Consider the following 23,321-nt stretch of genomic DNA (forward strand, 5'->3'; position numbering starts at 1 on the left):
ATGAGCCAGCACGCCGCATCGCCAGAAGCAGCCACCGCGCCAGTCTCCCGCGCGTTCGCCTCCGACAACTGGTCGGGCGCGCATCCAGAGGTGATCGAGGCGCTCGCGCTCGCGAACGCGGGCCACGTCCCCGCGTACGGCGGCGACCCGGTCACGGCCCGCTTCCAAGAGGTGGCTCGGGAGCTGTTCGGCGTCGAGGCGGAGGCGTTCCCCGTCTTCAACGGCACCGGCGCGAACGTGCTCGCGCTGCAGGCCGCACTCCCCCGCTGGGGCGCCGTCATCTGCGCTCGCACCGCGCACATCAATACCGACGAGGCGGGTGCCCCGGAGAAGACCGGCGGTCTCAAGCTTTTCGGCATCGAGACGCCCGACGGCAAGCTCACCCCCGAACTCGTGGCTCGCGAGGCGTGGGGCTTCGGCAGCGAGCACCGGTCTCAGGCGGGCGCGGTGTCGATCTCGCAAGTGACCGAGCTCGGCACGGCCTACACCCCCGATGAGATCCGCGCCCTCGCGGATCAGGCGCACGAACTCGGCTTGGTGCTGCACGTCGACGGATCCCGGCTCGGCAATGCGGCAGCGCACCTCGGCGCGTCGCTGCGCGAGCTCACCACCGACGTCGGCGTCGACCTGCTGAGCCTGGGCGGCACGAAGAACGGCCTGTTGGGTGCGGAGGCCGTCGTCGTGCTGCGGCCGGAAGCTGCTGACGGGATCCGCTATCTGCGCAAGATCGACCTGCAGCTCGCCTCGAAGATGCGCTTCATCTCAGCGCAGCTCGTTGCACTGTACGAGGGCGACCTGTGGCTGCGCTCCGCAACGCGTGCGAACGAACTCGCGCAGCGCCTGGCGTCGGGCGTGCGCGCCCTCGAAGAAACCGTGCCCGGGGTCAGGATCGCCCACCCCGTCGAGTCCAACGCCGTATTCGTCGAGCTGCCCGCCGAGGCCGCAACGCGGGCCCAGTCCGCGTTCGTGTTCGGCGCGTGGCCGACGCAGCCCGGGCTCTACCGCCTGATGTGCGCGTTCGACACGACCGAGGCGGACGTCGACGCACTGCTGGCCGCGCTCGCCAGCTGACCCGCTCAGCCCGCGAACGGCTTCAGCCCGCGAGCGGCCGCCGGGGCGACAGCCGCGCCAGGGCGAATGACAGCACCAGGGCTGCGACGACACCGATGATCGGAGGAATCCCGATCCCGAATTCGCCGGCGAACCAGGCGAGCGCGCACGAGATCGCGTAGACGCCCAGGTTGACCCAGTTCGCGCGCGGCAGCGCCTCCCCCTCTGGCATCTGGGTGCGCCGCCACCGTGCGAGGTAATCGCCGATGATGACGCCGCCGAGGGGCGGGATGAACGTGCCGAGCAGCCCGAGGTACTGGGGCAGGTGCTCGTTGACGCCGAAGAGCGCGAGCACGGTGCCAATGATCGAGCCGATGATCACGAACCGGGTCTTGCTGGGCTTCTCGAAGAGCTCGGCACCGGCGACGCCGAATGAGTACGCCGCGTCGGCATTCGACTTCCAGAGGTTGCCGAAGAGCAGGAAGAGCCCCCAGCCGACGAGGCCGAGGTTGAAGAGCACGAGCACGAAGTCGCCTTCGCCGAACGTGATCGCGCCGACCGCGCCGAAGAAGATCATCAGCCCGTTGCCGATCAAGAATCCGATGACGCAGGCGAGCACCGCCTGGCGGCCCGTACGCCCGAAGCGCGTCCAGTTGGGCGCCTGCGTGCCAGCGGAGACGAACGTTCCGACGACCGTGGTGACGGCGACCGCGATCGGCATCGACATCGACGCATCCGGCTGCACGGCGGCGAGACCGGCCCAGCCGCCCACCTCTTCGAGCGACCGGAACATCACCCAGAACGCGAGGATGAGGATCAGCGGAGTCGAGATCAGCGATACCCAGTACATGCCGCGGTACCCGTAGACGGCGGTCGCGCACATGAGCGCGCTCACCACCACCATGACCGCGGCTTTCGCGGCGAAGCTCTCCCACCCGAACGCCTGCGCGGTGAGCTCGCCGATCGTGCCGATCACGACGCCGTACCAGCCGATCTGCGTGCCTCCGAGCAGGATCGATGCGAGCTTCGAGCCGCGGCTGCCGAGCGTGTACCGGGCCATCACCACCGTGGTGAGTCCGGTGCGCGCACCGATCCATCCGAGCACCGCGACGTATGCGCCGAGCACGGCGGAGCCGAGCAGGATGACGACGAGCAGATCGTTCAGCGCGAACGACTGCCCGAGCGCGGCGCCCGCGAGCATGGTCGGTGTGAAGATGGTGAAGCCGAGCAGCACCACCATGAGCGAGAAGAATCCCTTGCGTGCGTGCTGCGGCACGGGGGTGACCGGGTAGTCCCGGTCGATGACCGTCTCGGTCTCGGGTGCTGCGCTCACTCGCCGACCCGGGCGCCGCCGGCGAGCTCGTCGGTCTCGATGCCGATGTCTTCGGCCCAGATCTCGGGGCGTTCGCGCATCATGCGATCCATCAGGTCAATGCAGGTCGCGTCGTCGGCGATCACGAGTTCCGTGCCGTTGCTCGCGAGCCAGGCCTCGGAGGCTTCGAAGCTGCGGTGCTCGCCGATGACGATGCGCGGGATCTCGTACAGGATCGCCGTGCCGGCGCACATGGTGCACGGCGAGAGCGTCGTGTAGAGGGTGCACTCCCGGTAGACGCTCGCCGGGAGGCGACCCGCGCTCTCGAGGCAGTCGGTCTCGCCGTGGCGGATCACGCTTCCCATCTGCACGCGTCGGTTTCGACCGACGGCGAGCACCTCGGGTCCGTCGGCGCCGTGGCGCACGAGGGCGGCGCCGATGGGCACCCCGCCTTCGTCCCAGCCCAGCTGCGCCTGTTCGATGGCGAGGTCGAGATACGTTCGGTCTTGAGCGGAGATCGGCATGACTGCAATCGTATCGCCGTGCGAGCGCTGCGGCGTTCCTCGCGGCGTTCCTGACCCGGCGCCAAGTGTTCGGTGAGAGGTGGGGGGGGGGGGGGGGGGGGGCGCGGGCGGGGGGCGGCCCCCCCCCCCCCCCCCCCCCCCCCCCCCCCCCCCCCCCCCACCTCTCACGGAGACCGCACCCGAGCGCCTACGCCCCGACCGACTGCCGATCGGCCGCCTCGGCCGCCTTCGCGCGGCGCCGACCGACGATCCGCCCCCGCACCGCGAAGACGAGCACGAGCAGCAGCAGTCCGTACAGCGCCATCGTGATCGGCCCGCTCACCAGCACCGAGAAATCGCCGTTCGCGCTCATCGCGGCGTCGCGCAGGCTCGTCTCCGCAAGCGGCCCGAGCACCATGCCGATGATCAGCGGTGCGATCGGGAAGTCGAGCGCCCGCATCAGGAATCCGACGAATCCGATGCCGAGCAACAGGAACAGGTCGAAGATCGAGCCCGACGTGGCATAGATTCCGAGGGCGCAGAAGACCGTGATTCCGGCATACAGGTACGGCCGCGGGATCAGCAGCAGCTTCGCCCACAGCATCGCGAACGGCAGGTTCAGGATGAGCAGCACGATCATCGCGATGAAGAAGCTCGCGAGCAGCACCCACACCAGGTCCGGGGCGCGCTCGAAGAGCAGCGGGCCCGGCTGCAGGCCGTACTGGCGGAAGGCGGCGAGCATGATCGCGGCGGTCGCCGAGATCGGGAGACCGAGTGCGAGCAGGGCGCCCATCGCCATGCCCGTCGTCGAGTTGCCGGCAGCCTCGGGGGCGGCGAGACCGCGGATCGCACCGGTGCCGAAGCGGGGCGTCTTGCGACGCGCGTCGAGCCGCTTCTCGAGACCGTAGGCGAGAAAGGTCGGGATCTCCGAGCCGCCGGCCGGCACCACGCCGAACGGGACGCCGATGACGGTGCCGCGCAGCCACGCCGGCATCGCCTCACGGAACTCCGCCTTCGACAGCCACGGGCGCCCCTTCGGCTTGATGATCGCCTTGTCGTTCATGTGCCGTTCGAGGCATGCGACGTAGATGACCTCGCCGAGCGCGAGCACCGCGACGGTGACGGTGACCAGCGAGATGCCGTCGAACAGGAACGGGGAGTCGAGGGTGAAGCGCGGTGCGCCAGAGGCGCCGTCGATCCCGATCACCGCGATGCCCAGACCGATGAAGAGCGCTGCGAGTCCCTTCACCGCGTTATCGGTGACCACCGAGGAGGTTGCGACGAACGCGAAGACCGCGAGCGCGAGGAACTCGGCGGGGCCGAAGCTCGAGGAGAAGTCGGCGAGCGCCGGCGCGAGGAACACGACGAGGATCGACGCGATGAACCCGCCGACGAAGGCGCCGATCGCAGCGGTCGCGAGCGCCTGCGCGGCCTTGCCGTTCAACGCCATCTTGTGGCCCTCGAACGTCGAGGCGATTGCCGAGGCCTGGCCCGGCGTGTTCATGAGAATGCCCATCGTCGAGTCCCCGAAGAGCCCGCCGAAGTAGACGCCGGCAAACATGATGAAGGCGGCCGTGGGCTCGAGCGAGAACGTGACCGGCAGCAGCAGCGCCACCGCCATCGACGAGCCGAGGCCCGGCATGACGCCGACGGCGGTGCCGAGGAGGCAGCCGACGAGCACCCAGACGAGGTTCTGCCAGGTGAGGGCTCCGGCGAAGCCCTCCATCAGGAGCTGGAGTGATTCCATGGTCAGAACCCCCCGCCCAGAATGCCCGAGGGCAGCGACATGCCGAGCGCCATGTCGAACGCGATGTAGGCGAGCGAGCTCACGGTGAAGCCCGTCACGAGACTCGCGATCGGCTTCTGAGAGCCGAAGCCGCGTGCGACGCACCAGAAGAGCAGGCCGGCCGCGATGACCCACCCGAGCACGTCGAGCAGGAGGGCGAACGCGGCGAACGATCCGATCACCCAGGCGAGGGACCGCCAGTCGATCTTGACCGCGCGCGCTCCATCACGCGCAGCTCCATCGCCCGTCGCTCCGTCGCGCTCCGCCAGCGCGTCGTGCTCCGAGCTGAGCAGTTCGAAGTCATCGACCTGGCGAGTCGCAGCCGTACGTGCGGCGCTGTCGGCGCGAAGCTGCCTCGCCGCGGCGAGAATGAGCAGGATCGCGAAGAGCACGAGCCCGCCGGCGATGATCGCTGGGAAGAAGCGCGGGCCGGGGAATGCGGTGCCCTCGGGAACGCGCATGGTGAGCATGCCGAAGCCGAGATAGGCGGCGAATGCCAGCAGCAGCACCGGCATGATCAGATGCTTGAGCCAGGCGGTCGTGCGCGGGCTCCCGGTCGAGAAGCGAATCTCCTCGCCGACGACCGCGGACATCGCGGTCGGGTTGCTGGTCGGCGTCATTGCCCCATCTCCTCATACAGGCGAGCGATCCGAACCCGTTCCTCCGCGAGGAACGCGTCCAGGTCGTCGCCGGTGATCACCTGTTCGGTCCAGTGGTAGCGCTCGACGGCGGCTGCCCACTCGGGCGTCGCCAGCGTGTCAGCGACGAGTTCGCTGAGCCCGGAGGTCTCTTCCTCGGTGAGCCCCGTCGGTGCCGCGAGCATGCGCCAGTTCGCGAGCGTGATGTCGTAGCCCTGCTCGCGCGCCGTCGGGATGTCGATTCCCTCGATGGGCTCCTCGGCGACGATCGCGAGCGCCCGAAGCCTGCCCGATTCGATCTGGTCGATGTTGTCGGGGTAGCCCCCGGTTGCGGCTTGGGCCGTGCCGTTCAGCAGCGCTGCGACGGCCTCGCCGCCGCCGTCCGAGGAGATGTACGTCGTCTCGGTGGGCTCGATCCCCGCGGCGAGCGCGAGATCGGTGACGACGAGCTGATCGAACGAGCCGCCTCCCGTCCACGGAATCGACTTCGGGTCGTCGCGCCAGGCCTCGACGAGGTCGTCCAGAGTCTCATAGGGCGAGTCGGCCGGCACGACGATGACGTCGTACTCCTCGAACACGACGGCGAGGGAGGTGACGTCGTCGAGCGTCGCATCCGAGCCGTACTGGATGGTGGCGGCGAGCAGCCCCGTGCCTCCCACCAGCATCGTGTTCGCCTCCCCCTCGAGCGTCGACAGGTTGCCCAGGGCGATCGTGCCCCCGGCTCCCGGCATGTTGACGACCTGCACATTGGTGCTCAGGCCGTTCGCACGCTGCGCCTGCTGCATCTCGCGCGCGACCGTGTCCCAGCCGCCACCCGCTGCGGCCGGGGCGACGATGGTCAATGACGAGTGGATGTCGCTGCCGGCCGACGCGGAGCTGATCGATCCGAATGCGGCCACGCCGACGGCGCACGCAGCGATCGCGCCGCCGATGACGCGCAGCACCGTGCGGCGCACGTTTCGTTGCGGTGTATCTGTCATGTTCACTCCTTCGTGCGGACGCCGTTGTGCCGCACTGACGCCTATAAGATGTCAACCATTTCCCGTGCGCGCCCGCTCCACGCGATTTGTGCTCATAAATGCTCACGGTGATCGCAGCGGCGCGATCCGGGGCTCGCACCGCCGCGCGGATCCGGGGCGGGCGAGGAAGCGGAAGGCGACGGTTGTGACAGGAGGTGCTGCGATGCCGCATTGGTCGACGTCGCGCTTCGCGCGGCTCGCGATCCTGCTGCTCCCGACCCTGCTCGTCCTGGCGAGCGTCGGGGTCACCACGAGCATCGCTGTCTCAGTGCAGGAGTCGAGCATTCGCGAGGCCACCGGGGAGCGGGTGCGCGACGTCGCGACCAGCCTGGCGCAGCTGGACCAGGTGCGCTCGGTACTCGAACGCACGGGTGACGACGTCGGCGATGCAACGCGCGAACTGCAACCACTGGCAGACGTCGTCGAGCAGGCGGCCGGCGTCGACTACCTGGTCATCACCGACGATCGGGGCATCCGGATCACGCACCCCACCCCCGCGCTGCGCGGCGGGCACGTGTCGACCTCGATCGACGACGTGCTCGCCGGGCAGGAGTTCCTGGGCACCGAACGCGGCACCATCGGCACCACGCTGCGAGCGAAGGTACCGGTCCGCGACGATGCCGCCGCTGTGATCGGCTCCCTCTCCGTCGGCATTCTCGAGTCGCGCATATCGGCCGATTTCGAGGGGGCGCTCCGCCAGCTGCTGCCCTGGGCTCTCGGCGCCCTGCTCATCGGCACGCTCGCGAGCTCCGCACTCGCGGCGCTCCTCGAGCGACGATTCCGCCGCCTCGATGCGCTTGCCACGGAGGCGGAGAGCATGCGGCGAACGTCCGCCGCCCTGCGGGAGCAGACCCACGAGTTCCACACGCGACTCCACGTCATCCACGGGCTCGTCTCCCACGGCGATACGACGGAGGCGCTCGCGTACATCGCCAGCGCGGCTCCCATCGACGAGAGCGATGGTCCCGCCGAGGTCCACCACCCGTTGCTGCGCGCGACGCTCGACGCCTTGCGGGCGGAGCTCGGAGGGCTCGGAGCCGTGCTCGAGACGGCCATCGACGTCGAGCGGGATGTCGACGAGGACGTGACCCTGGTGCTGGCGAATCTCTGCCGCAATGCGGGAGAAGCGGGCGCGACTCGGGTGCGCTGCGCACTCATCGAGGCCGACGGCGTGCTGCACGGCGAGGTCGCCGACGACGGACCGGGAATCGCGGCGCCGACCGCTCACCGGGTGTTCGCGCGCGGCTTCTCCTCGAAGGGCGACGCCACGGGGTTCGGGCGCGGCATCGGGCTCGACCTCGTGCGACGCGTCATCGCCGACCGGCACGGCACCGTGGAGGTCGGGCGATCCGATCTGGGCGGCGCCCGGTTCCGCTTCGAGCTCGAGGCGCGCACATGAGCCCGTCTGATCCGGCCCCCATTCGCGTGCTCGTCGTCGACGACGATGCCGGCGCGCGCAAGCTGCACGGGCACTACGTGTCGCGGGCCCCAGGGTTCGCGGTGACGGCGACGGTCGGCACGGGTCGCGCGGCCGTGCAGCACAGCTTGCGCGGTGACGTGGATCTCGTGCTCCTCGACATGCGTCTGCCCGACGTCAGCGGCATCGAGGTGCTGAACCGATTGCGCACGGTGCGGGAGGCCTCTCCCGACGTACTCGTGATCAGTTCGTCCCGCGATCAGGTGACCGTGCGGCAGGCGCTCGCGGCGCGCGTCATCGGGTATCTGGTCAAGCCGTTCACCGAGCAGGCCCTGCATGCGCGCCTCGCGAGCTACCGAGACGAACGCCGGGATGCCGCAGCCGCCGCGCGGGAAATAACCCTCGGGCAGGGGGAGATCGATCGCCTGCAGTCGACCGGGCGGATCGACCTCCGCGCACCGGCGCGCGCTGAGCGGGATCAGGCCGATGCCGCGTTGCCGAAGGGCATCTCCGAGGTGACCCTGTCGGCGGTGCTCTCCGCGCTCGATCCCGTGGCTCCGCTCTCCGCGGTGGAGCTCGCGCAACGGTGCGAGATCTCCCGCGCCACCGCGAGACGCTATCTGGATCATCTGGTCGAGACCGGTGCGATCGACCTCGCGCACCGCTACGGCAAGCGGGGGCGCCCCGAGGTGCTCTACCGCCTGGTGCCGCCGCCCGCCGGTTAGCCCTCTCCCGAGCTCTGGCCTCAGGCGCCGATGCCGCCGAAGGCGATGCGCGCCGCGATCACCAGCATCGTGACAGCCACTACGGAGTCGAGGATGCGCCACGATCGAGGGGTCTCGAAGAAGCGCGTGAGCGCTCGTGCGCCGTACCCGAGGAGGAAGAACCAGCACAGGCTCGCGAGGGCCCCGCCCAGCACGAACCACCAGCGATCCGGATCCCCCTGCGCGTTCCCCAGCGACCCCATCAGCACCATCGTGTCGAGGTACACGTGCGGGTTGAGCAGCGTGATCGCCAGGCAGGCCGTCACGGTCTGCCGCAGTGACGCGGCGTCGGCCTGTCCGGCGACCAGCCCGGCGGGGCGCAGGGCTCGACGCGCCGCCGACCAGGCGTACCAGAGCAGAAAGGCGACGCCGCCCCAGCGCACGATCTCGAGGAGCACCGGTGCGCGTTCGACGACGAGTCCGATCCCGGCGACTCCCAGCAACTCCAGAATCGCGTCGGCGAGTCCGCAGATGAGCACCACGGGAAGCACGTGCTCTCGCCTGATGCCCTGCCGTAAGACGAACGCGTTCTGAGCGCCGATGGCGACGATGAGCGATAGTCCGCTGCCCGCGCCGATGAGAAAAGGAATGATCACCATTCGAACGTACGCTGCGCGGAGGCGGAGGACCTCATTGAACCTGCGTGCATATCCTTCACCATCATGAATTCTGCTTAAGATCGGAGCATGGACTTCCCCGTCGAGCACCTCGCCACATTCGCTGCGATCCTCGACGAGGGGAGCTTCGAAGGCGCGGCGCGGCGCTTGCACATCACGCCATCGGCGATCAGCCAGCGCGTGCGCGCCATGGAGCAGCGGGTCGGAACGGTCCTGCTCCAGCGCACGCGTCCCGTCACCGTCACCGCTGCCGGAGCCGTCGCGCTGCGCGCAGCCCGTCAGGTGCAGCAGATCGCGGTCGATGTCGCTGCGGAGCTCGGCGCTGACGAGGCGACCGGCACGCTGATCCCGATCGTCGTGAACGCCGATTCGCTGGCCACGTGGTTCGTTCCGGCGCTGGCCCGAGCCTCCCGCGAAACCGGCGCCGCATTCGAGGTGATGCGCGCGGATGAGACCATCTCCACCGAGCGCTTGCGCAGCGGCGCTGCTATGGCCGCGCTCACCGCGACTTCCACCGCCGTGCCCGGATGCACCTCGACCCGCATCGGCACCGACCGGTACTTCGCCGTAGCGAGCCCAGCCTTCGCAGCGCGTCACTTCGAGGATGGCGTCACCGGGGCCGCGCTCGCCACGGCTCCGCAGCTGGAGTTCGATCGGCACGACGTGTTCCAGCAGCGATTCATCCGCCGAATCACGCGGACCACCGTCGCACCGCCGCGCCACTTCATTCCATCATCGGCCGAGTTCGCGCACGCCATCGAACTCGGCATGGGCTGGGGCATGCTCCCCGAACTGCAGTGCGCAGCCGGGCTCGCCGACGGGCGCCTCGTCGCGCTCGGCGACCGGCCGATCCTCATGCCGCTCTTCTGGCAGCGCTGGAAACTCGACTCCCCCGTGCTCGACGATCTCTCCCGGATCATCGCCGCAGAGGCAGCGGCGGCGCTCGGGTGATCTCCGGGCCTCCCCCTAGGATGGGAGGGGCCGGGAGGAGCTGAATGTTCGGAGTGCTGCAGGGGTTCGCGCTCATTCTCGGGATCATCGGAGCCGGATACCTCACCGCTCGATTCGGAGTCGTGCAGGGCGACCAGCGCCGCGTGCTGAACAATGTGGCGTTCTTCGTCGCAACCCCGGCGCTGCTGTTCACCGTGCTCCGACAGAGCGACCCGAGCGTCATCCTGTCACCCGTGATCCTCATCACGAGTCTCGCCGCTGTCATCGTCGCGGCCGTCTTCGTCATCGCCTCCCGTCTCTGGTTCAAGCGCGACCTGGCGACGACGACACTCGGCGCGGCATGCTCGGGATACGTCAACGCGAACAATCTCGGGCTGCCGGTGGCGGTGTACATCCTGGGCGACGCCGCCTACGTGGCGCCGCTGATTCTCGTGCAGCTGCTCTGCTTCGCGCCGACCATTCTGTCGATGCTCGAGGCGACGCGCACCGGCAGACTCGTCGACGGCGCTCCCGAGGCAGAGGCTGCCGCGGCGTCCGCGCCGAGGCCTCGAGGCGCCTTCCACGGCGCCCTCGCCGCGCTCGGACGCGCGGCCTCCAATCCGATCATCATCGCGTCGGTGCTCGGCCTCATCGTCGCGCTCATCGGCCTCCCCATCCCCGAGATCGTCTCGGCCCCGCTCGAAATGCTCGGCGACGCCGCCATCCCGATGGTCCTGCTGAGCTTCGGCATCTCGCTCTACGGGCAGCGCGCCCTCCAGCGTGGCACCGGCCGCGCCGCGGTCTTCGCTGCCTCCGCGCTCAAGCTGCTGCTCATGCCCGTGGTCACCTGGAGCCTCGCAACCGCTTTCGGCCTCGGCGCGCACGAGGTCTTCGTCGCCACGACCATCGCGGCACTGCCGACCGCGCAGAACGTGTACAACTACGCCGCCACCTACCGACGCGGAGAGACGATGGTGCGAGACACCGTTTTCCTCACCACATTCGCGTCGTTGCCGATCATCGCGGGCGTCGCCTGGCTCCTCGGCTGAATCGAGCAGCCGCCACGTTCGCCTTCGAACCGGGAATAGTCCGCGCGCCCCCGCAGTTGCAGTCAGTCGGATACCCCGTTCGCACAACCTGAGGAGCCCCATCGTGAGCCCGCGCACCGCAATCACCAGCGCACCCGTCATCGAATCTCTCGCCGAACGCTGGAGCCCGCGCGCCTTCGACACCACGCACTCGTTCCCTGAGGGCGCTCTCCGCGGTATCCTCGAGGCCGCCCGCTGGGCGCCGAGCGCGAACAACACCCAGCCGTGGCGGTTCATCATCGCACGCAGGGGCGGTGAGATCTTCGCTCGGATCACCGAGACCCTGGTCGGGTTCAACCGCGAATGGGCGGTGAACGCTGGCGCACTCATCGTGAACGTCGCGGAGACCACCGACGCCGAGGGCAACGCTCGGCCGTGGGCGGAATACGACCTCGGACAGGCGGTCGCGCACCTCAGCGTGCAAGCGACGTCGGAGGGCCTGCACCTGCATCAGCTCGGCGGGTTCGACCGCGACGCCATCCGCGCCGCATTCGATCTGGAGGATCGTCTCGTGCCGGTCTCGATCAGCGCGATCGGCAAGCTCGGCTCAGCTGACAGCCTTCCCGAAGTGCTCCGCGAACGTGAGCTCGCCCCGCGCACGCGTCTCGATCTCGACTCGCTCGTGCTCGTCCGCGACTGACCCGCTGGCCCCGCACCTCGCCTCGGTACCGGGTTATCCAGCACCGAGCGGGCATGCACCGGTTCTCGTCCGGCTTCGCCGCGCGCTGGCCCGTCAGGCTTCGGTATCGACCGCGGTCTCGCCGCCATCGAGCCGCAGGGCCTGAATGAGCTCACCCGCGTGCACCGATGAGACGATCACCCGCGAGAAGTGGTCGAATTCGCCGTGCCAGCCGTGATCCTCTTCGGCGCCCTCGGGGTTCTCGAAGTCGATGACGACCGCTTTCCGGCCTCTGCGCACCAGCACGAAATCCCTGCCGGTGAAATTGCGCCAGGTTCCTGCCGCGAGGCGGCCGGGAATGGCGGCACCGGGAACTCGCACGCCACGCACCCAGACCCACGGGTCGTCCGTGACGATGGCCGATGTGATCGCCGACCGATCGAGCACGATGTCCCGGCGGCGCATCGCGGCGAACCGCTCGGCAGCGGTCATGCGGATCACCACGCGATCGGGGTGCACCTCGACTCGTGCCATCGGTCAGTCCAGCATGTCGCTCTGGTCGATGACCGATTCGACGGTCTCGATGAGCGCGCGCTTGAGCGCGTAGTCGGGGTGCGACGGATCGTCCGCATCTGCGGGGAGTCCGAGCTCCGCAGCGGTCTCGAGCGTGTTCACGCCGACGCACGCCACGATCGTGTCGGAGGGGAGGTCCGGGAACTGCGCCGCGACCTCTTCGGCGATCTTCGCCGAAGCGACGAGCAGCGCGTTGATGCGGCCCGACTCGATGTCCTCTCGGATGTGCACGGATGCGGGCACGCCGACAGTGCGGAACGCGAGCACCTGGGTCACGTCGTGCCCGCGGTCCATGAGCCCCTCGGTGAGCACGGGAATCGCCACATCGGAACGCAGCGTGAGCACCTTCAGCACCGCGTCCGTCTCGATCTCGCTCCACTCCTCGAGCAGCGCATGCGTGCTGTTCTCTTCGCTCGGCGTCCGGGTGATGGGATATCCGGCGTCGGTGAAGGCGACGGCCGTCGCCTCTCCGACCAGAGCGACACTCGTCTCCGGAGGGATCACCGCGTTGTGGTGCTTGAGCACGTCGGCGACTGTTGAGCTCGTCGCCGTCAACCAGTCGAACGCACCGGCCTCGAGGTCTTTCAGCGCGCTGACGAGCTTGTCTTCTTCGCTCGTGTGCGCGAAGTCGACGAGCGGTGCGATGACCGTGTGCGCACCGCGTTCACGCAGGGCTCTTGAGACCAGATCGCCCCAGGTACCGCCCCGAGGAACGAGCACCCGAAGGCCATTGAGCGGCTTCGCCTCAGCAGACATACACCCCACTCACTCGATACCAATACGAATGGCCATCGCCTGCAGCGCAGAGCTGCATACGGGCCCTTCCCGGAAATCCATTGACCCTATTCTTACCCTGCCACCGCGCCGAAGCAAAACGACGACGGTTCCCGGGGTGAACGAAATAGAACTGTGACCTGCGCGCGAATCAGGAGAAGCGTCGCGCGACCGCCGATGCGATGCCCCAGACAGCGAGGCCCGCCAGCACCGCGACGCCGGCGACTCCTGCCCCGAAGCCTGCCGGGTTGTCCCGCTTCTCCTCGGCGATCCGCACCTTCGCGTCCTCGACGGCGTCGTCGACGCGCTGGGCGTAGTTCAATCGCACCTTGAGTTGTGAGAGCGTGTCGTACAGCTCGGTTCGGGCCTGATCCGCTTCGGCGATGCCGTGGCGCTTCTCTTCGGAGCTCATCGCCAGTTCCCTTCTTCACCGACGCGCGGCATTTCGCGCGCGGAATGGTGCGTCGCGGTCGGTTCTGCGTTCACACGCACCTCACCGATCGCAGAGAGATCTCCGCCGACGCGGTCGAGCGTCTCCTCCGGCACCGGATTGCCCCGCTTGATCAGCGCGATCCCGCCCAGGATCGCGACGGCCGCGAGCAGCAGCAGCGCGGCCGCCACCACCAGTGCCGCCAGCCACCACGGCCAGACGATCGCGAGAGCGGCGATCGCCGCGATGACGAGAGCTTCGAGCATGAAGAACAGGAAGAACAGCGCGACGACGATCGCACCGGCTCCGATCCCTGCGCGCTTGGCCTTCGTGATGATCTCGCGCTTGGCGTTCTGATACTCGATCTTCGCCAGACTGACGATCTGATGCGGCAGGCGGGTCAGCAGCTCGAACGTGCCGGCCTCGTCCTTCCTTCGACTCATGCGTTCCCTCCGTCCGCCTCCGCGGACGCGTTGGTGTCCGCGGAGTCAGCCTGCGCGGAGGTCGACGAGTCACTCGGCGACTTCTTCGGGGTGCTGCTCGGCTGAGCCGGCACCGAGGATGCGTGCTGGGACGACGCGGCATGCTGCGACGAGGCGCTGCGCTGCGGAGCTGCACCGGACTGCGACGACGAGCGGCTCTGCCCCCCGACGAGGGAAGCGAAGGCGTTCTTCCCGGCGCGCAGCGCCGTGTCCTTCACGTTCTCCACGGTTCCCCGGGTCGCGTCGCGCACAGCGTCGACGCCCTGCTGCACTGATGGGGTGTTCCACACCTGCTCTGCGCCACGCTTGATCTGCTCGTAGCGCTCGCGTCCGGCACGTGAACCGAGCACGTACCCCACAGCTGCGCCGAGAACGAATGCGATCTTGCCCTTCATGATGCCTCCAGTTCGTGGCGGTTCCTGGTCTTCGCCCAGCCTACTCCCGGTGCGGGTGCGGGTGCAGCGCTTGGGGGCCGCTTCTCCGGCGATTCCCCCATCTCGCGCCGCTGTCGTCACTCAGCGATGCCTGTGAGCCTTCGGCGCAGGTGCACCGACCGCTCTCGAGCCTCAGCGACGGCTGCAGCGAGGTCTCCACTATGCACTGCGGGACCCACCCTCAGGCAAGTGGATTCCGCTGCGACCGGTGAAGTGGTATGGAGCAGCGAGCGGTCGCGTGCCTCGACACTCGCGAACAGAGCCGGCACCATGCGGAGGTCGACCGGCAGGTCGGGATCCGTGCGCCGCGCCCCCGAGGTGTCGAGCACATCGCGCAGCATCGTGTCGATCGCGGCGCGAACGTCGGCGAGCGCCTCAGCTCGTGGAGCACCCGCCCCGTCGACGTCTCGAGCCGGCCCTGCGAAGCGGATCCGCCACGTCGAGGCCTCGGAATCGCCGAGCGCGCTCTCCCAGGCGACGCTCCACAGCTCGCCGTTCGGCGCGGCAACCGTCTCGAGTGCCGCACGCCGGCCTGCCACTGCGCGAGCGGCCGTGACGAAGTCAGGTGCCGTCACGTCGAGTTCCGCGACCCATCGCATCGATGATGCCTCTGGGACTTGCCCCTCGGCGGGCACGCCGGGCAAACCGACTGCGCGGTCGCCCATCACGACGGCGCTCGCCGGGATCCGCACGCCCGCTTCCTCGATCAGCCACTCGGTCGCTTCGCCGCGATCACTGTCGGCGCCGGGGGCAGAGGCGTCACCGGCGCCCGGACCGTCAGCGGCGTCTGATTCGTCACCGGCCGCGGCCCCGATGCGGCGGACGCCGACGACGGGCGCACCAGCCACTTCGGCGCCGTACAGCGCGAGTCGCTCGAGCAGAGCTTCGCGGAGCGCTTCCCAGCCGGCACTGGGTCGCACGCGGGTTTCACGTGCAACATGCCGTTCTGCGTACGCGAGCGCTGCACCGCAGAGCGACCCGGCTGTGGTGACATCTTCATTGAGCCCTGGGCCAGCGATCGCCACGTCGACTTGATCGGCGCTCACGCCGTACTTCGCTCGCGCGATGGGGTCCACCAGCCGGTCGAACGCGCTCTTCCCGAGCCGCGATCGTACGAGGCGACCGAGCGAGCGCGTCTTGCCGATCGTCAGCACGGGGCGCACGCGATCGAGAAATGCGCGCGCGGCACCGCGACGCCCCAGCACCGCGAGGCTCTCTCGAGACAGCGGCACCGCGGGAATCCCCAGGACCGCGGGCGTTGGCTGCATCGTCCATGCTCGGTCTGCGCCGCGCAACAGCACCGGCACCGGCGCCTCGCTGATCGGCCGAGCACCGGTCAACGGTGCGCCACCCGGCGAAAGGGGCGACGCCACATGGTCGAGGAACGCCCGCAGCGTTCCGTCTGGATCCGTGACTTCATCGGGCGAGAACCCGGCTCTAGCCTCGTCAGCTCGGTCGGCACCGCCACCATCGGCAGCTCCAGCGGCGAACGCCGCGCCACCGGACGTCGCGGCGCGACCGATGCGCACGCTGAGGCCCACCTCCGCGAATTCGAGAGCCGCCGCCAGCTCCACTGGGCCCTCGCCGATGACATAGACGTCAACCATGCTGCTGCGGACCCTGCGGCGCCCCGCCGCCGGTCATCGGCGCTCCGCCCGCGAGAGCCGGCTCCGTCACCGGCACCTGCACGAGATCGATGCGCGAGCGGCCGTACCCGTGCTTGCGGAAGATGCGCAGCACGAGCCAGATGAACAGGGCATATCCGACCAGCGAACCGATGAACGACCCCGGGCCTCCGGTCGCCTCGACCTGGGCAGTTTCGCCGCCGACGGCGAAGGTCATGAAGCCGAAGGCTATGAGGTTGTTCACGATGTGAATGGCGATGGCCGCCTCCAGACCACCGGTGCGCCAGGTCACCCAGCCGGCGACGAGCCCGAGGGCGCCCACTGCGAGGAGGCCCCAGATGTCATAGATATGGGCGAGCGCGAAACCGACCGAGGGAATGATGATCCCGAACCACGGGCTCTTCAGCCACGATCCGAGCACCTGCATGAACAGACCGCGGAAGACGACTTCCTCAGCCGTCGCCTGCAGCGGAACGAGCAGCACGACCAGAATCAGAGACGTCCAGGCCGCCGTCCAGTCGAAGTCCGCTCCCGAAGAGGACGTCTCCGCGGTCTCCGTCAACGAAGCGGGGTCCATCGCGATCTCGAGCGCGATTCCAGCGACGTTCATCACGATGACGGCGAGCAGTGCCGCGAGCGAGACGCGGCCGAGCAATCCCCACCGAATGCGGCCGGCCACCGACCAGATGCGCCCGGTGGGACGCATGCCGAGGGTCAGCATCGCGAGGATCACCGACGGAATCATGATGATGATCGACACCAGGGAGAGCAGCACCGACACCGGTACCTGCGTATCAAGCACGTCCCCCTCGCCGGAGACGATGCCCTCGAGGTAAGCGGGGTCCGTCATCAGGATCGGAACGAAGGCGATGCTGATGATGACGGTGAAGATACCGAAGTAAACGGCGGAGAGCAGCAACAGCAGCAACGGCTTCCACCAGCGGTAATTCGCGACGCCACGGAGCAGGCGATGATATTCCAGGGGTTCCGTCTCCACGGTCTGCAGCACCGCCTGCGGGCGCACCCAACCCCACTCAGGTGCTGGACCGCCCTGCTGCGCACCCGGCGCGCCGGGCTGCTGCGGGGCGGGGAACTCAGGGCGCTCGGGAAGCTCGGGAGGCTCGGATCCAGTGCTCGTCATGATCCCTATCCTCTCACCCGCCACCCGCAGACGCCTGAGGCGTGTCGTCAGCCCTCGACACCGAATCCCTGCGCGCGCGCCGAACCCCTATCGAACGAACGTGTTCCCGATAGGGGCTCGGCCTGGCGACCGGGGGCTCGGCCCGAGAACGCTCCATGGGCTGACGCTCCGCGTCACCGGAGCCGACCGAAACGCGTTGCGTTTCGCTAGGCTCCGCGCAGGCGTTCGGCGAGGAAGGCGTGCAGCTCTGCGCGCGGCACGCGCACCTGCTCCATCGTGTCGCGCTCGCGCACGGTCACCGCGTTATCGTCCAGCGAGTCGAAGTCCACCGTCACGCAGAACGGCGTGCCGATCTCGTCCTGCCGCCGGTAGCGACGCCCGATGGCCCCCGAATCGTCGAAGTCCACGTTCCAGTCATCGCGGAGCTCCTGCGAGATCTCCCGCGCGAGCGGCGACAGCGCCTCGTTGCGGCTCAGCGGAAGGACCGCCGCTTTGATGGGCGCGAGACGCGGATCGAGCGCGAGCAGCGTGCGCTTATCGGTGCCGCCCTTCGCGTTCGCGACCTCCTCCTCACGATACGCATCGACGAGGAAGGCCATGAGCGAGCGGGTGAGGCCGGCTGCTGGTTCGATCACGTACGGCGTGTACCGCTCGTTCTTCGTCTGGTCGAAGAAGTTGAGATCCTTGCCCGAGTGCTTCGAGTGCGTCGAGAGATCGAAGTCGGTGCGATTCGCGATGCCTTCGAGCTCGCCCCATTCTCCGCCGGTGAATCCGAAGCGGTACTCGATGTCGGCGGTGCGCTTCGAATAGTGGGAGAGCTTCTCCTTCGGGTGCTCGAAGAACCGCAGGTTCTCGGGGTCGATGCCGAGGCCGACGTACCACGCCATGCGCTCGTTCATCCAGTATTCCTGCCACTCCTCGTCCGTGCCTGGCTCGACGAAGAACTCCATCTCCATCTGCTCGAACTCGCGCGTGCGGAAGATGAAGTTGCCCGGCGTGATCTCGTTGCGGAAGCTCTTGCCGATCTGTCCGATGCCGAACGGCGGCTTCATGCGCGCTGCCTGGAGCACGTTCGCGAAGTTCACGAAGATCCCCTGCGCGGTCTCAGGGCGGAGGTAGTGCATGCCGGCCTCGTCGTCGACCGGGCCGAGATAGGTCTTGAGCAGACCGGAGAATGCGCGAGGCTCCGTCCACTGCCCACGGGTGCCGCAGTTCGTGCAGACGATCTCCGCGAGCCCGTCCTTCGGAGCACGCCCCTTCTTCTCCTCGAAGGCCTCGATGAGGTGGTCTTCGCGGTAGCGCTTATGGCAGTGCAGGCACTCGATCAGCGGGTCGCTGAAGACCTCGACGTGCCCTGAAGCCTCCCACACCTGCTTCGGAAGGATGACGCTCGAGTCGATGCCGACGACATCGTCTCGCTTCTGCACCATGGCCTTCCACCACTGGCGCTTGATGTTCTCCTTCAACGCGGTGCCCAAGGGGCCGTAATCCCACGCGGAGCGCGATCCGCCGTAGATCTCACCCGCTTGGAAGACGAAGCCGCGGTGGCGGGCGAGGGCGATGACCTTATCGAGGCGGGACTGCTCAGCCATAATTCTGTATCACTCCAAGGTGCAAGCGGGGATCTTGGCGCCGATGCGCTCGTGACGCAACGGCAGAGACGCCCAGTCTACCGACCGATGCCGCTCATCCCGACGGTGCCTGTCGAGAGGTGAGCTGCTGCCCGCTACGCTGCGAGCGCGGCGGGCTGCGTCTGGCTCGCAGTGAGCTTCGAAGGAGTCTCGGCGGTGTCGGCGCGCGGCAGCCACGGGAGGCTGATGGGCGCCGCCACGGTGTTGCTGGGATCCCAGGGCGATTGCGGGAGCGGCAGCACCGGGAGGGGCACCGTCATCGCCAGCGTCGCCGCCGACGCGGAGGGTGACCCGGGCACGTCTTCCGCGCACATCGGCGCCGGCCTGCGCCTGAACGTCGCGAGCAGGCCGTAGGCGCCCATGAGACCCCACACGATGTTCGACGCGAACGAGGGCCACGCCCCGTATGCGAGCGCGCCGCCCGCGGCGAGCAGTCCGCCGACGGTGTTCAACGTGAGATAGGCCCGCGTCGACGGCGACCAGGTACCGCGCAGCATCAGCACGTACGCCACGAATGTGCCGAGGGTCCCCACCCAGCCCAGTACGCTCCCGATCAACGTTTCCAACGCCGCCCGCCTCCCACTCGTTTTCGGACACGCCTCAGGAACCCCCGACCGATGCCCCCACCGGCCCGACGTGCCGACTCGTCAATTTTCGAACGCTCCGCGATCCAGCACAATCGAATCTTTCGTCATACCGGATGTAGAATTTCTGAATATGAGAATTGCGGTTTCCCGACTGCCCTTCCTGCTCCAGATCGCGCGCAGCGGCGGGGTTCTGGCCGCCGCGGAGGCGTTGAGCCTCACGCCGTCGGCGGTGTCTCAGCAGCTCGCGAGGCTTGAGGCGGAGGTGGGTGTGCCGCTGGTCGTGCGGAGCCCCCGAGGTGTCACGCTGACCGCTGCCGGTCGCGAGCTCGTCGAACTCGCCGAGAACGTCGAACGCGAGGTCAACGAGGCCGCCCTTCGCGTCGGAGCGGCAAGCGAAATGCCGAGCGGCACCGTGCGGTTCGGCGCGTTTCAGAGCTTCCTGAGCGGCGTGATCGCACCTGCGCTCCCCCGTTGGCGCACGGAACTCGCCGGCGTCCACCTCGAGGCCGTCGAGGGCGACCTCCCCGATCTCCTGCGGGGCCTCCGCACCGCCGCCTTCGATCTCGTCGCCATCGAGCGCGACGAATCGATACCGCCACCGCCCCTCGGTCCAGGCATGCGCGAGGTCGCACTCCTCGATGACCCGTGGGTGCTCGTCGCCCCGGCGGGAACGCAGGCGACGATGGGCGTGATCGCGTTGGATCAGCTGCGGCTCCCCTGGCTCGAGGTCGACCGCAGTTCAGGCGTGCATCACGCGGCTCAGCGGGTACGCGAGCGGCTCAGATCCTCGACGACCTCTCCGCACCGGTACGCGAGCCATCAGTCGGCGCTCGCCCTCATCGCCGCCGGAGAGGGCGTCGCTCTCCTTCCCCAGCTCGCCCTGCAGGAGTTCACGTTGACAGGGGTCGAGACTCACGAGCTTCCCGGACTCGGCACGCGCCAGATCTCTCTGCGCTATCGCGTCGGGCGCAAACCCGATCCCGCTGTCGGAGCCGCCGTCGAGTTCTTCCAGCTGCTGACAGCGCCCCGCGAAACCGCTTCGGATCACCAGCACCGCTGAGGGATCCGCGCCCCGGGTCGCTCGGGCGGACTCAGCCCCAGGTCCCGAGAACGAGGTTCTCCGGAGCCTCGCCGCGCTGCAAGTGGGCGATCTGACGGCGAATCAGCGCCGACATGCGCGGGAGCATTGCGCTCGAGTCTCCCCCCACGTGGGGGGTGATCAGCACGTTGGGAGCCTTCCAGAGCGGGTGCCCAGCGGGAAGGGGCTCGGGATCCGTGACGTCGAGCGCTGCACGCAATCGACCCGATTGCAACTCGGCGACGAGCGCGTCCGTGTCGACGACCGGGCCGCGCGCCACGTTCACGATCAGGGCCCCATCGGGCAATGCCGCGAGCGCTGCACCGTCGAGCAGGCCCCGCGTACCGTCGGTCAACGGCACCGCGAGCATGACGATCTCCGCGTCGGCGAGGCACTCGTGCAGCGAGTCGAATCCGCGCACTTCGACGGTGTCGCCGGCCAGGTTCTCTTCTCGTCGGGCGGTGCGCGCGAGGCGGGTGATCTCTACTTCGAACCCGGCGAGTCTCGCCTCGATCGCCTTCGACACGCCCCCGTAGCCGATGAGCAGCACGCGACGGTCGGCCAGGCTCGGAAGCGAGCGAAGCTGCCACCGTTCCACATCACTGTCGCGCACGAACTGGGGGATCCCGCGCTGCGCGGCGAGCGCGAGTCCCAGAGCGAGCTCGGCGGTCGAACCCTCGTGCACCGTCGCAGCGTTCGCGAGAGGAAGGCCCTCGGGGAGGTGCTTCGCCACGCCGTTGTACCCGATGGACTGCCACTGGACGAGCCTCGCCTCGACCTCGGAGAGATGCGCGAGCGGGCGGGCGCCTCCCCAGTACGGCGGTACGACGATATCGAATTCGTCGCGCGGCGCCGGTCCGTCGAGGTCCCATGCACAGAAATCCACTCCGTCGACGTCACCCACCGCCTCGCGGAGTCCGGGGTCCGATGGCAGAGACACGACGAGGTCACTCATGGCTGCGAGTCTAGCGTCAGCTGTAGCATCGAGAGGCTGCGGCACAGCGCGTGCGGCACCGGGAGGATCAGACATGACGAGTCGCGGGAAGCGAGGCGGACGGGCGCTGGCCTGGTGCATGCTGATGCTGCTCGCCGGCTGCGCGTCCCCGCCCGCCGGCGCCGTCGTCCTCCCTCCCAAGGGCGGAATACCCGACTATCAGCTGGGCGGCGGCTACGAGCCGGACTCTGAAGTGGAGATCGTCGCTCGGGATCGTCTCGACGAGCCGGATCCGGCTCGGTACTCGATCTGCTACGTGAACGGCTTCCAGACGCAGCCGGGCGAGCGCGGCATCTGGCCAGACGAGGCACTCCTGCGCGCAGGCTCGGAGTTCGTGGCCGATCCGGACTGGCCCGATGAGACACTCCTCGACACGTCGTCGCGTTCATCTCGTGAACGCATCCTCGAGGTCGTATCGCCTTGGATCGACGCATGCGCACAGGCCGGGTTCGACGCAGTGGAGTTCGACAACCTCGACACGTACACCCGGAGCGATGGAGCGCTCGCGCGCGAGGACAATCTCGCCCTTGCAACCGCCTACGTGCGCGTCGCGCACGATGCGGGGCTTGCCGCGGCTCAGAAGAACTCTGCCGAAGATGCCGAGCTGCTGCACCGGCGTGCCGGCTTCGACTTCGCGATCACCGAGGAGTGCGCGGCGTACTCGGAATGCGCACGCTACACGGAGGTGTACGGCGCCGCCGTCATCGACATCGAATACGACGATGCTCTGCCGCGGGCGTTCTCCGAGATGTGCGCCGACCCAGAAACCCCGCGTTCCGTCGTCCTGCGGGATCGGCAGCTGTCGCGCCCGGGGAGTTCAACGTACGAGTTCTCGACCTGCCGCTGAGGTCGCGACACCCGGCTCAGCGAGTGTCGGAGGCATGAGGCACAATGAACGGTGTAGACCATGCGTCACATGGACCCGCCTGCAGGGCGGCGGGGTGCGGGGGCACGACGACGCGCAAATGAGATGGAGAAGCTCATGGCACCCGACGGCTCCCCCGGTTTCCAACCCTTCGTGATCGCACTGTTCGACGACATCGATCCCGAGGGTGCCACCGTACTGTACGGCGATGATCCCCGGCTCTGGGAATGGCTGACGCGTGCCGAGTCATTCCCGCCGGGCAGCGAGTTCGTGGAGCTCCCGATCCCCGGAACCGATGAGCGCGCGCACGTCACCATCTGGGCGCCGAGCACCGACAAGGCGCAGCACCTCACGAGACTTCCGGGCACGCGACGCCCCCACCCGTCTCTCATCGAACTCGAGCTCGGCCGCACCGATGAGTTCGAGTTCCAGGCGAAGTACGCGAGACTCCTCCGAGCCATCCCGAGCGAGCGAGTCTTCGAGAGCCGCTGGTGACTCGCGCGAGGAGCAGCTACCGGTTCGCGGCGTCCGCGAGTGCGGATGCGCCCATGTCGAGCGTCACCTGGCTGAACAGCTCGGACAGCGGCACCTCCAGGGCACCCGCGATGCGCGCTGCAACGTCGAGAGTCGGATTGCGGCGTCCGCTCTCGATTCCGCTGACGTACGTGCGGTCGAGGCCTGCGTGCAACGCGAATGCTTCTTGAGAGCTCCAGCCGCGAGCGACCCGCAGCTCACGAAGACGGGACCCGAAGGCTTTGCGATGAGCTGGAATCTCCACTCAACCACCTTGCCGGTCGTGCGGACTATGAGTCCACCGACCATGAGTCACACTGTCGGGGCCTTCCAGGCCCTGAAATGGCGAAAGGGTCGTACAGTGTGTGCCGTCTCTGGCTTACACTGTACGACCCTTTCTGTAAAAGGTGTCCGGCGGTGTCCTACTCTCCCACAAGGTCCCCCTTGCAGT

General features: G+C 68.4%; 26 protein-coding genes. 9 read left to right on the forward strand and 17 right to left on the reverse strand.

The window, feature by feature from the left end:
* Entirely contained in the window at positions 1-1,071 is a 1,071-nt protein-coding gene (locus WFH23_RS13830; protein WP_336662958.1) for a threonine aldolase family protein, read from the forward strand.
* A gap of 22 nt (positions 1,072-1,093) precedes the next feature.
* Here WFH23_RS13830 and codB read toward each other — a convergent pair whose 3' ends face one another.
* From codB to WFH23_RS13855, 5 genes are all read right to left on the reverse strand, one after another.
* Positions 1,094-2,383, reverse strand: a complete 1,290-nt coding sequence (gene codB, locus WFH23_RS13835; RefSeq protein WP_090152962.1) for a cytosine permease — start codon at positions 2,381-2,383, stop codon at positions 1,094-1,096.
* Positions 2,380-2,886: a nucleoside deaminase gene (locus tag WFH23_RS13840; protein WP_090152965.1), complete on the reverse strand. Its 507-nt coding sequence runs from the start codon at positions 2,884-2,886 to the stop codon at positions 2,380-2,382. The genes codB and WFH23_RS13840 overlap by 4 nt, the downstream gene beginning before the upstream one ends.
* 187 nt (positions 2,887-3,073) lie before the next feature.
* On the reverse strand, positions 3,074-4,612 hold the full coding sequence (locus tag WFH23_RS13845; protein ID WP_336662959.1) for a tripartite tricarboxylate transporter permease: 1,539 nt from the start codon (positions 4,610-4,612) through the stop codon (positions 3,074-3,076).
* A gap of 2 nt (positions 4,613-4,614) precedes the next feature.
* Positions 4,615-5,271, reverse strand: a complete 657-nt coding sequence (locus tag WFH23_RS13850; RefSeq protein ID WP_336662960.1) for a tripartite tricarboxylate transporter TctB family protein — start codon at positions 5,269-5,271, stop codon at positions 4,615-4,617.
* Positions 5,268-6,269: a tripartite tricarboxylate transporter substrate binding protein gene (locus WFH23_RS13855; RefSeq protein ID WP_336662961.1), complete on the reverse strand. Its 1,002-nt coding sequence runs from the start codon at positions 6,267-6,269 to the stop codon at positions 5,268-5,270. Before WFH23_RS13855 ends, WFH23_RS13850 begins: the two co-directional genes overlap by 4 nt.
* Positions 6,270-6,471: 202 nt before the next feature.
* On the opposite strand from WFH23_RS13855, the gene WFH23_RS13860 reads away from it, so the two are divergent.
* Entirely contained in the window at positions 6,472-7,707 is a 1,236-nt protein-coding gene (locus WFH23_RS13860; RefSeq protein WP_336662962.1) for a sensor histidine kinase, read from the forward strand.
* A complete protein-coding gene (locus tag WFH23_RS13865; protein WP_336662963.1) occupies positions 7,704-8,450 on the forward strand; it encodes a response regulator in 747 nt (248 codons plus the stop codon). The genes WFH23_RS13860 and WFH23_RS13865 overlap by 4 nt, the downstream gene beginning before the upstream one ends.
* 20 nt (positions 8,451-8,470) lie before the next feature.
* Here the strand turns inward: WFH23_RS13865 and WFH23_RS13870 are convergent, their stop codons facing one another.
* Complete coding sequence (locus WFH23_RS13870) at positions 8,471-9,088, reverse strand: LysE/ArgO family amino acid transporter (protein ID WP_090152989.1); 618 nt, start codon at positions 9,086-9,088, stop codon at positions 8,471-8,473.
* Between the two features lie 87 nt (positions 9,089-9,175).
* On the opposite strand from WFH23_RS13870, the gene WFH23_RS13875 reads away from it, so the two are divergent.
* The 3 genes from WFH23_RS13875 to WFH23_RS13885 all read left to right on the forward strand — a co-directional run bounded on the left by WFH23_RS13875 (position 9,176) and on the right by WFH23_RS13885 (position 11,764).
* The gene (locus tag WFH23_RS13875) at positions 9,176-10,057 is read left to right on the forward strand and encodes a LysR family transcriptional regulator ArgP (RefSeq protein WP_211649528.1); all 882 of its coding nucleotides are present in this window, start codon (positions 9,176-9,178) and stop codon (positions 10,055-10,057) included.
* A 44-nt stretch (positions 10,058-10,101) separates the two neighbouring features.
* Positions 10,102-11,085 carry an AEC family transporter gene (locus WFH23_RS13880; RefSeq protein ID WP_336662965.1) on the forward strand — a complete coding sequence of 328 codons (984 nt, stop codon included), beginning with the start codon at positions 10,102-10,104 and terminating at the stop codon, positions 11,083-11,085.
* A 103-nt stretch (positions 11,086-11,188) separates the two neighbouring features.
* Positions 11,189-11,764: a nitroreductase family protein gene (locus tag WFH23_RS13885; protein ID WP_211649530.1), complete on the forward strand. Its 576-nt coding sequence runs from the start codon at positions 11,189-11,191 to the stop codon at positions 11,762-11,764.
* A 93-nt stretch (positions 11,765-11,857) separates the two neighbouring features.
* Here WFH23_RS13885 and WFH23_RS13890 read toward each other — a convergent pair whose 3' ends face one another.
* The 9 genes from WFH23_RS13890 to WFH23_RS13930 form a co-directional block, all read right to left on the reverse strand.
* On the reverse strand, positions 11,858-12,277 hold the full coding sequence (locus WFH23_RS13890) for a hypothetical protein (RefSeq protein WP_336662966.1): 420 nt from the start codon (positions 12,275-12,277) through the stop codon (positions 11,858-11,860).
* 3 nt (positions 12,278-12,280) lie between these two features.
* Positions 12,281-13,072 (reverse strand): uroporphyrinogen-III synthase, encoded by a 792-nt coding sequence (locus tag WFH23_RS13895; protein ID WP_336662967.1) that lies wholly within the window; start codon positions 13,070-13,072, stop codon positions 12,281-12,283.
* 169 nt (positions 13,073-13,241) lie between these two features.
* Positions 13,242-13,502: a DUF3618 domain-containing protein gene (locus tag WFH23_RS13900; RefSeq protein ID WP_090153010.1), complete on the reverse strand. Its 261-nt coding sequence runs from the start codon at positions 13,500-13,502 to the stop codon at positions 13,242-13,244.
* Entirely contained in the window at positions 13,499-13,963 is a 465-nt protein-coding gene (locus WFH23_RS13905) for a phage holin family protein (RefSeq protein ID WP_200331955.1), read from the reverse strand. The genes WFH23_RS13900 and WFH23_RS13905 overlap by 4 nt, the downstream gene beginning before the upstream one ends.
* A complete protein-coding gene (locus tag WFH23_RS13910; RefSeq protein ID WP_090153019.1) occupies positions 13,960-14,397 on the reverse strand; it encodes a YtxH domain-containing protein in 438 nt (145 codons plus the stop codon). The genes WFH23_RS13905 and WFH23_RS13910 overlap by 4 nt, the downstream gene beginning before the upstream one ends.
* Before the next feature lie 116 nt (positions 14,398-14,513).
* Entirely contained in the window at positions 14,514-16,043 is a 1,530-nt protein-coding gene (locus WFH23_RS13915; RefSeq protein ID WP_336662968.1) for a hypothetical protein, read from the reverse strand.
* Positions 16,036-17,202: a CPBP family intramembrane glutamic endopeptidase gene (locus tag WFH23_RS13920; RefSeq protein WP_336662969.1), complete on the reverse strand. Its 1,167-nt coding sequence runs from the start codon at positions 17,200-17,202 to the stop codon at positions 16,036-16,038. Before WFH23_RS13920 ends, WFH23_RS13915 begins: the two co-directional genes overlap by 8 nt.
* Before the next feature lie 206 nt (positions 17,203-17,408).
* On the reverse strand, positions 17,409-18,794 hold the full coding sequence (locus WFH23_RS13925) for a glycine--tRNA ligase (protein WP_336662970.1): 1,386 nt from the start codon (positions 18,792-18,794) through the stop codon (positions 17,409-17,411).
* 134 nt (positions 18,795-18,928) lie between these two features.
* The gene (locus tag WFH23_RS13930; RefSeq protein WP_141653265.1) at positions 18,929-19,399 is read right to left on the reverse strand and encodes a hypothetical protein; all 471 of its coding nucleotides are present in this window, start codon (positions 19,397-19,399) and stop codon (positions 18,929-18,931) included.
* 151 nt (positions 19,400-19,550) lie between these two features.
* Between WFH23_RS13930 and WFH23_RS13935 the strand changes: the two genes are divergently transcribed.
* Positions 19,551-20,480, forward strand: coding sequence for a LysR family transcriptional regulator (locus tag WFH23_RS13935; protein WP_336662971.1), 930 nt, complete (start codon positions 19,551-19,553; stop codon positions 20,478-20,480).
* Between the two features lie 31 nt (positions 20,481-20,511).
* On the opposite strand, the gene WFH23_RS13940 is transcribed toward WFH23_RS13935, so the two are convergent.
* Positions 20,512-21,453: a 2-hydroxyacid dehydrogenase gene (locus WFH23_RS13940; RefSeq protein ID WP_336662972.1), complete on the reverse strand. Its 942-nt coding sequence runs from the start codon at positions 21,451-21,453 to the stop codon at positions 20,512-20,514.
* A gap of 73 nt (positions 21,454-21,526) precedes the next feature.
* Here WFH23_RS13940 and WFH23_RS13945 point away from each other — a divergent pair, with 73 nt between their 5' ends.
* Positions 21,527-22,339: an endo alpha-1,4 polygalactosaminidase gene (locus WFH23_RS13945; RefSeq protein ID WP_336662973.1), complete on the forward strand. Its 813-nt coding sequence runs from the start codon at positions 21,527-21,529 to the stop codon at positions 22,337-22,339.
* Between the two features lie 135 nt (positions 22,340-22,474).
* Entirely contained in the window at positions 22,475-22,852 is a 378-nt protein-coding gene (locus tag WFH23_RS13950; RefSeq protein WP_336662974.1) for a hypothetical protein, read from the forward strand.
* A 16-nt stretch (positions 22,853-22,868) separates the two neighbouring features.
* Here the strand turns inward: WFH23_RS13950 and WFH23_RS13955 are convergent, their stop codons facing one another.
* Entirely contained in the window at positions 22,869-23,135 is a 267-nt protein-coding gene (locus WFH23_RS13955) for a helix-turn-helix domain-containing protein (RefSeq protein WP_090153046.1), read from the reverse strand.
* Positions 23,136-23,321 lie beyond the last annotated feature (186 nt).

This window comes from Leucobacter sp. USHLN154 (assembly GCF_037145595.1).
Lineage (GTDB): Bacteria > Actinomycetota > Actinomycetes > Actinomycetales > Microbacteriaceae > Leucobacter > Leucobacter alluvii.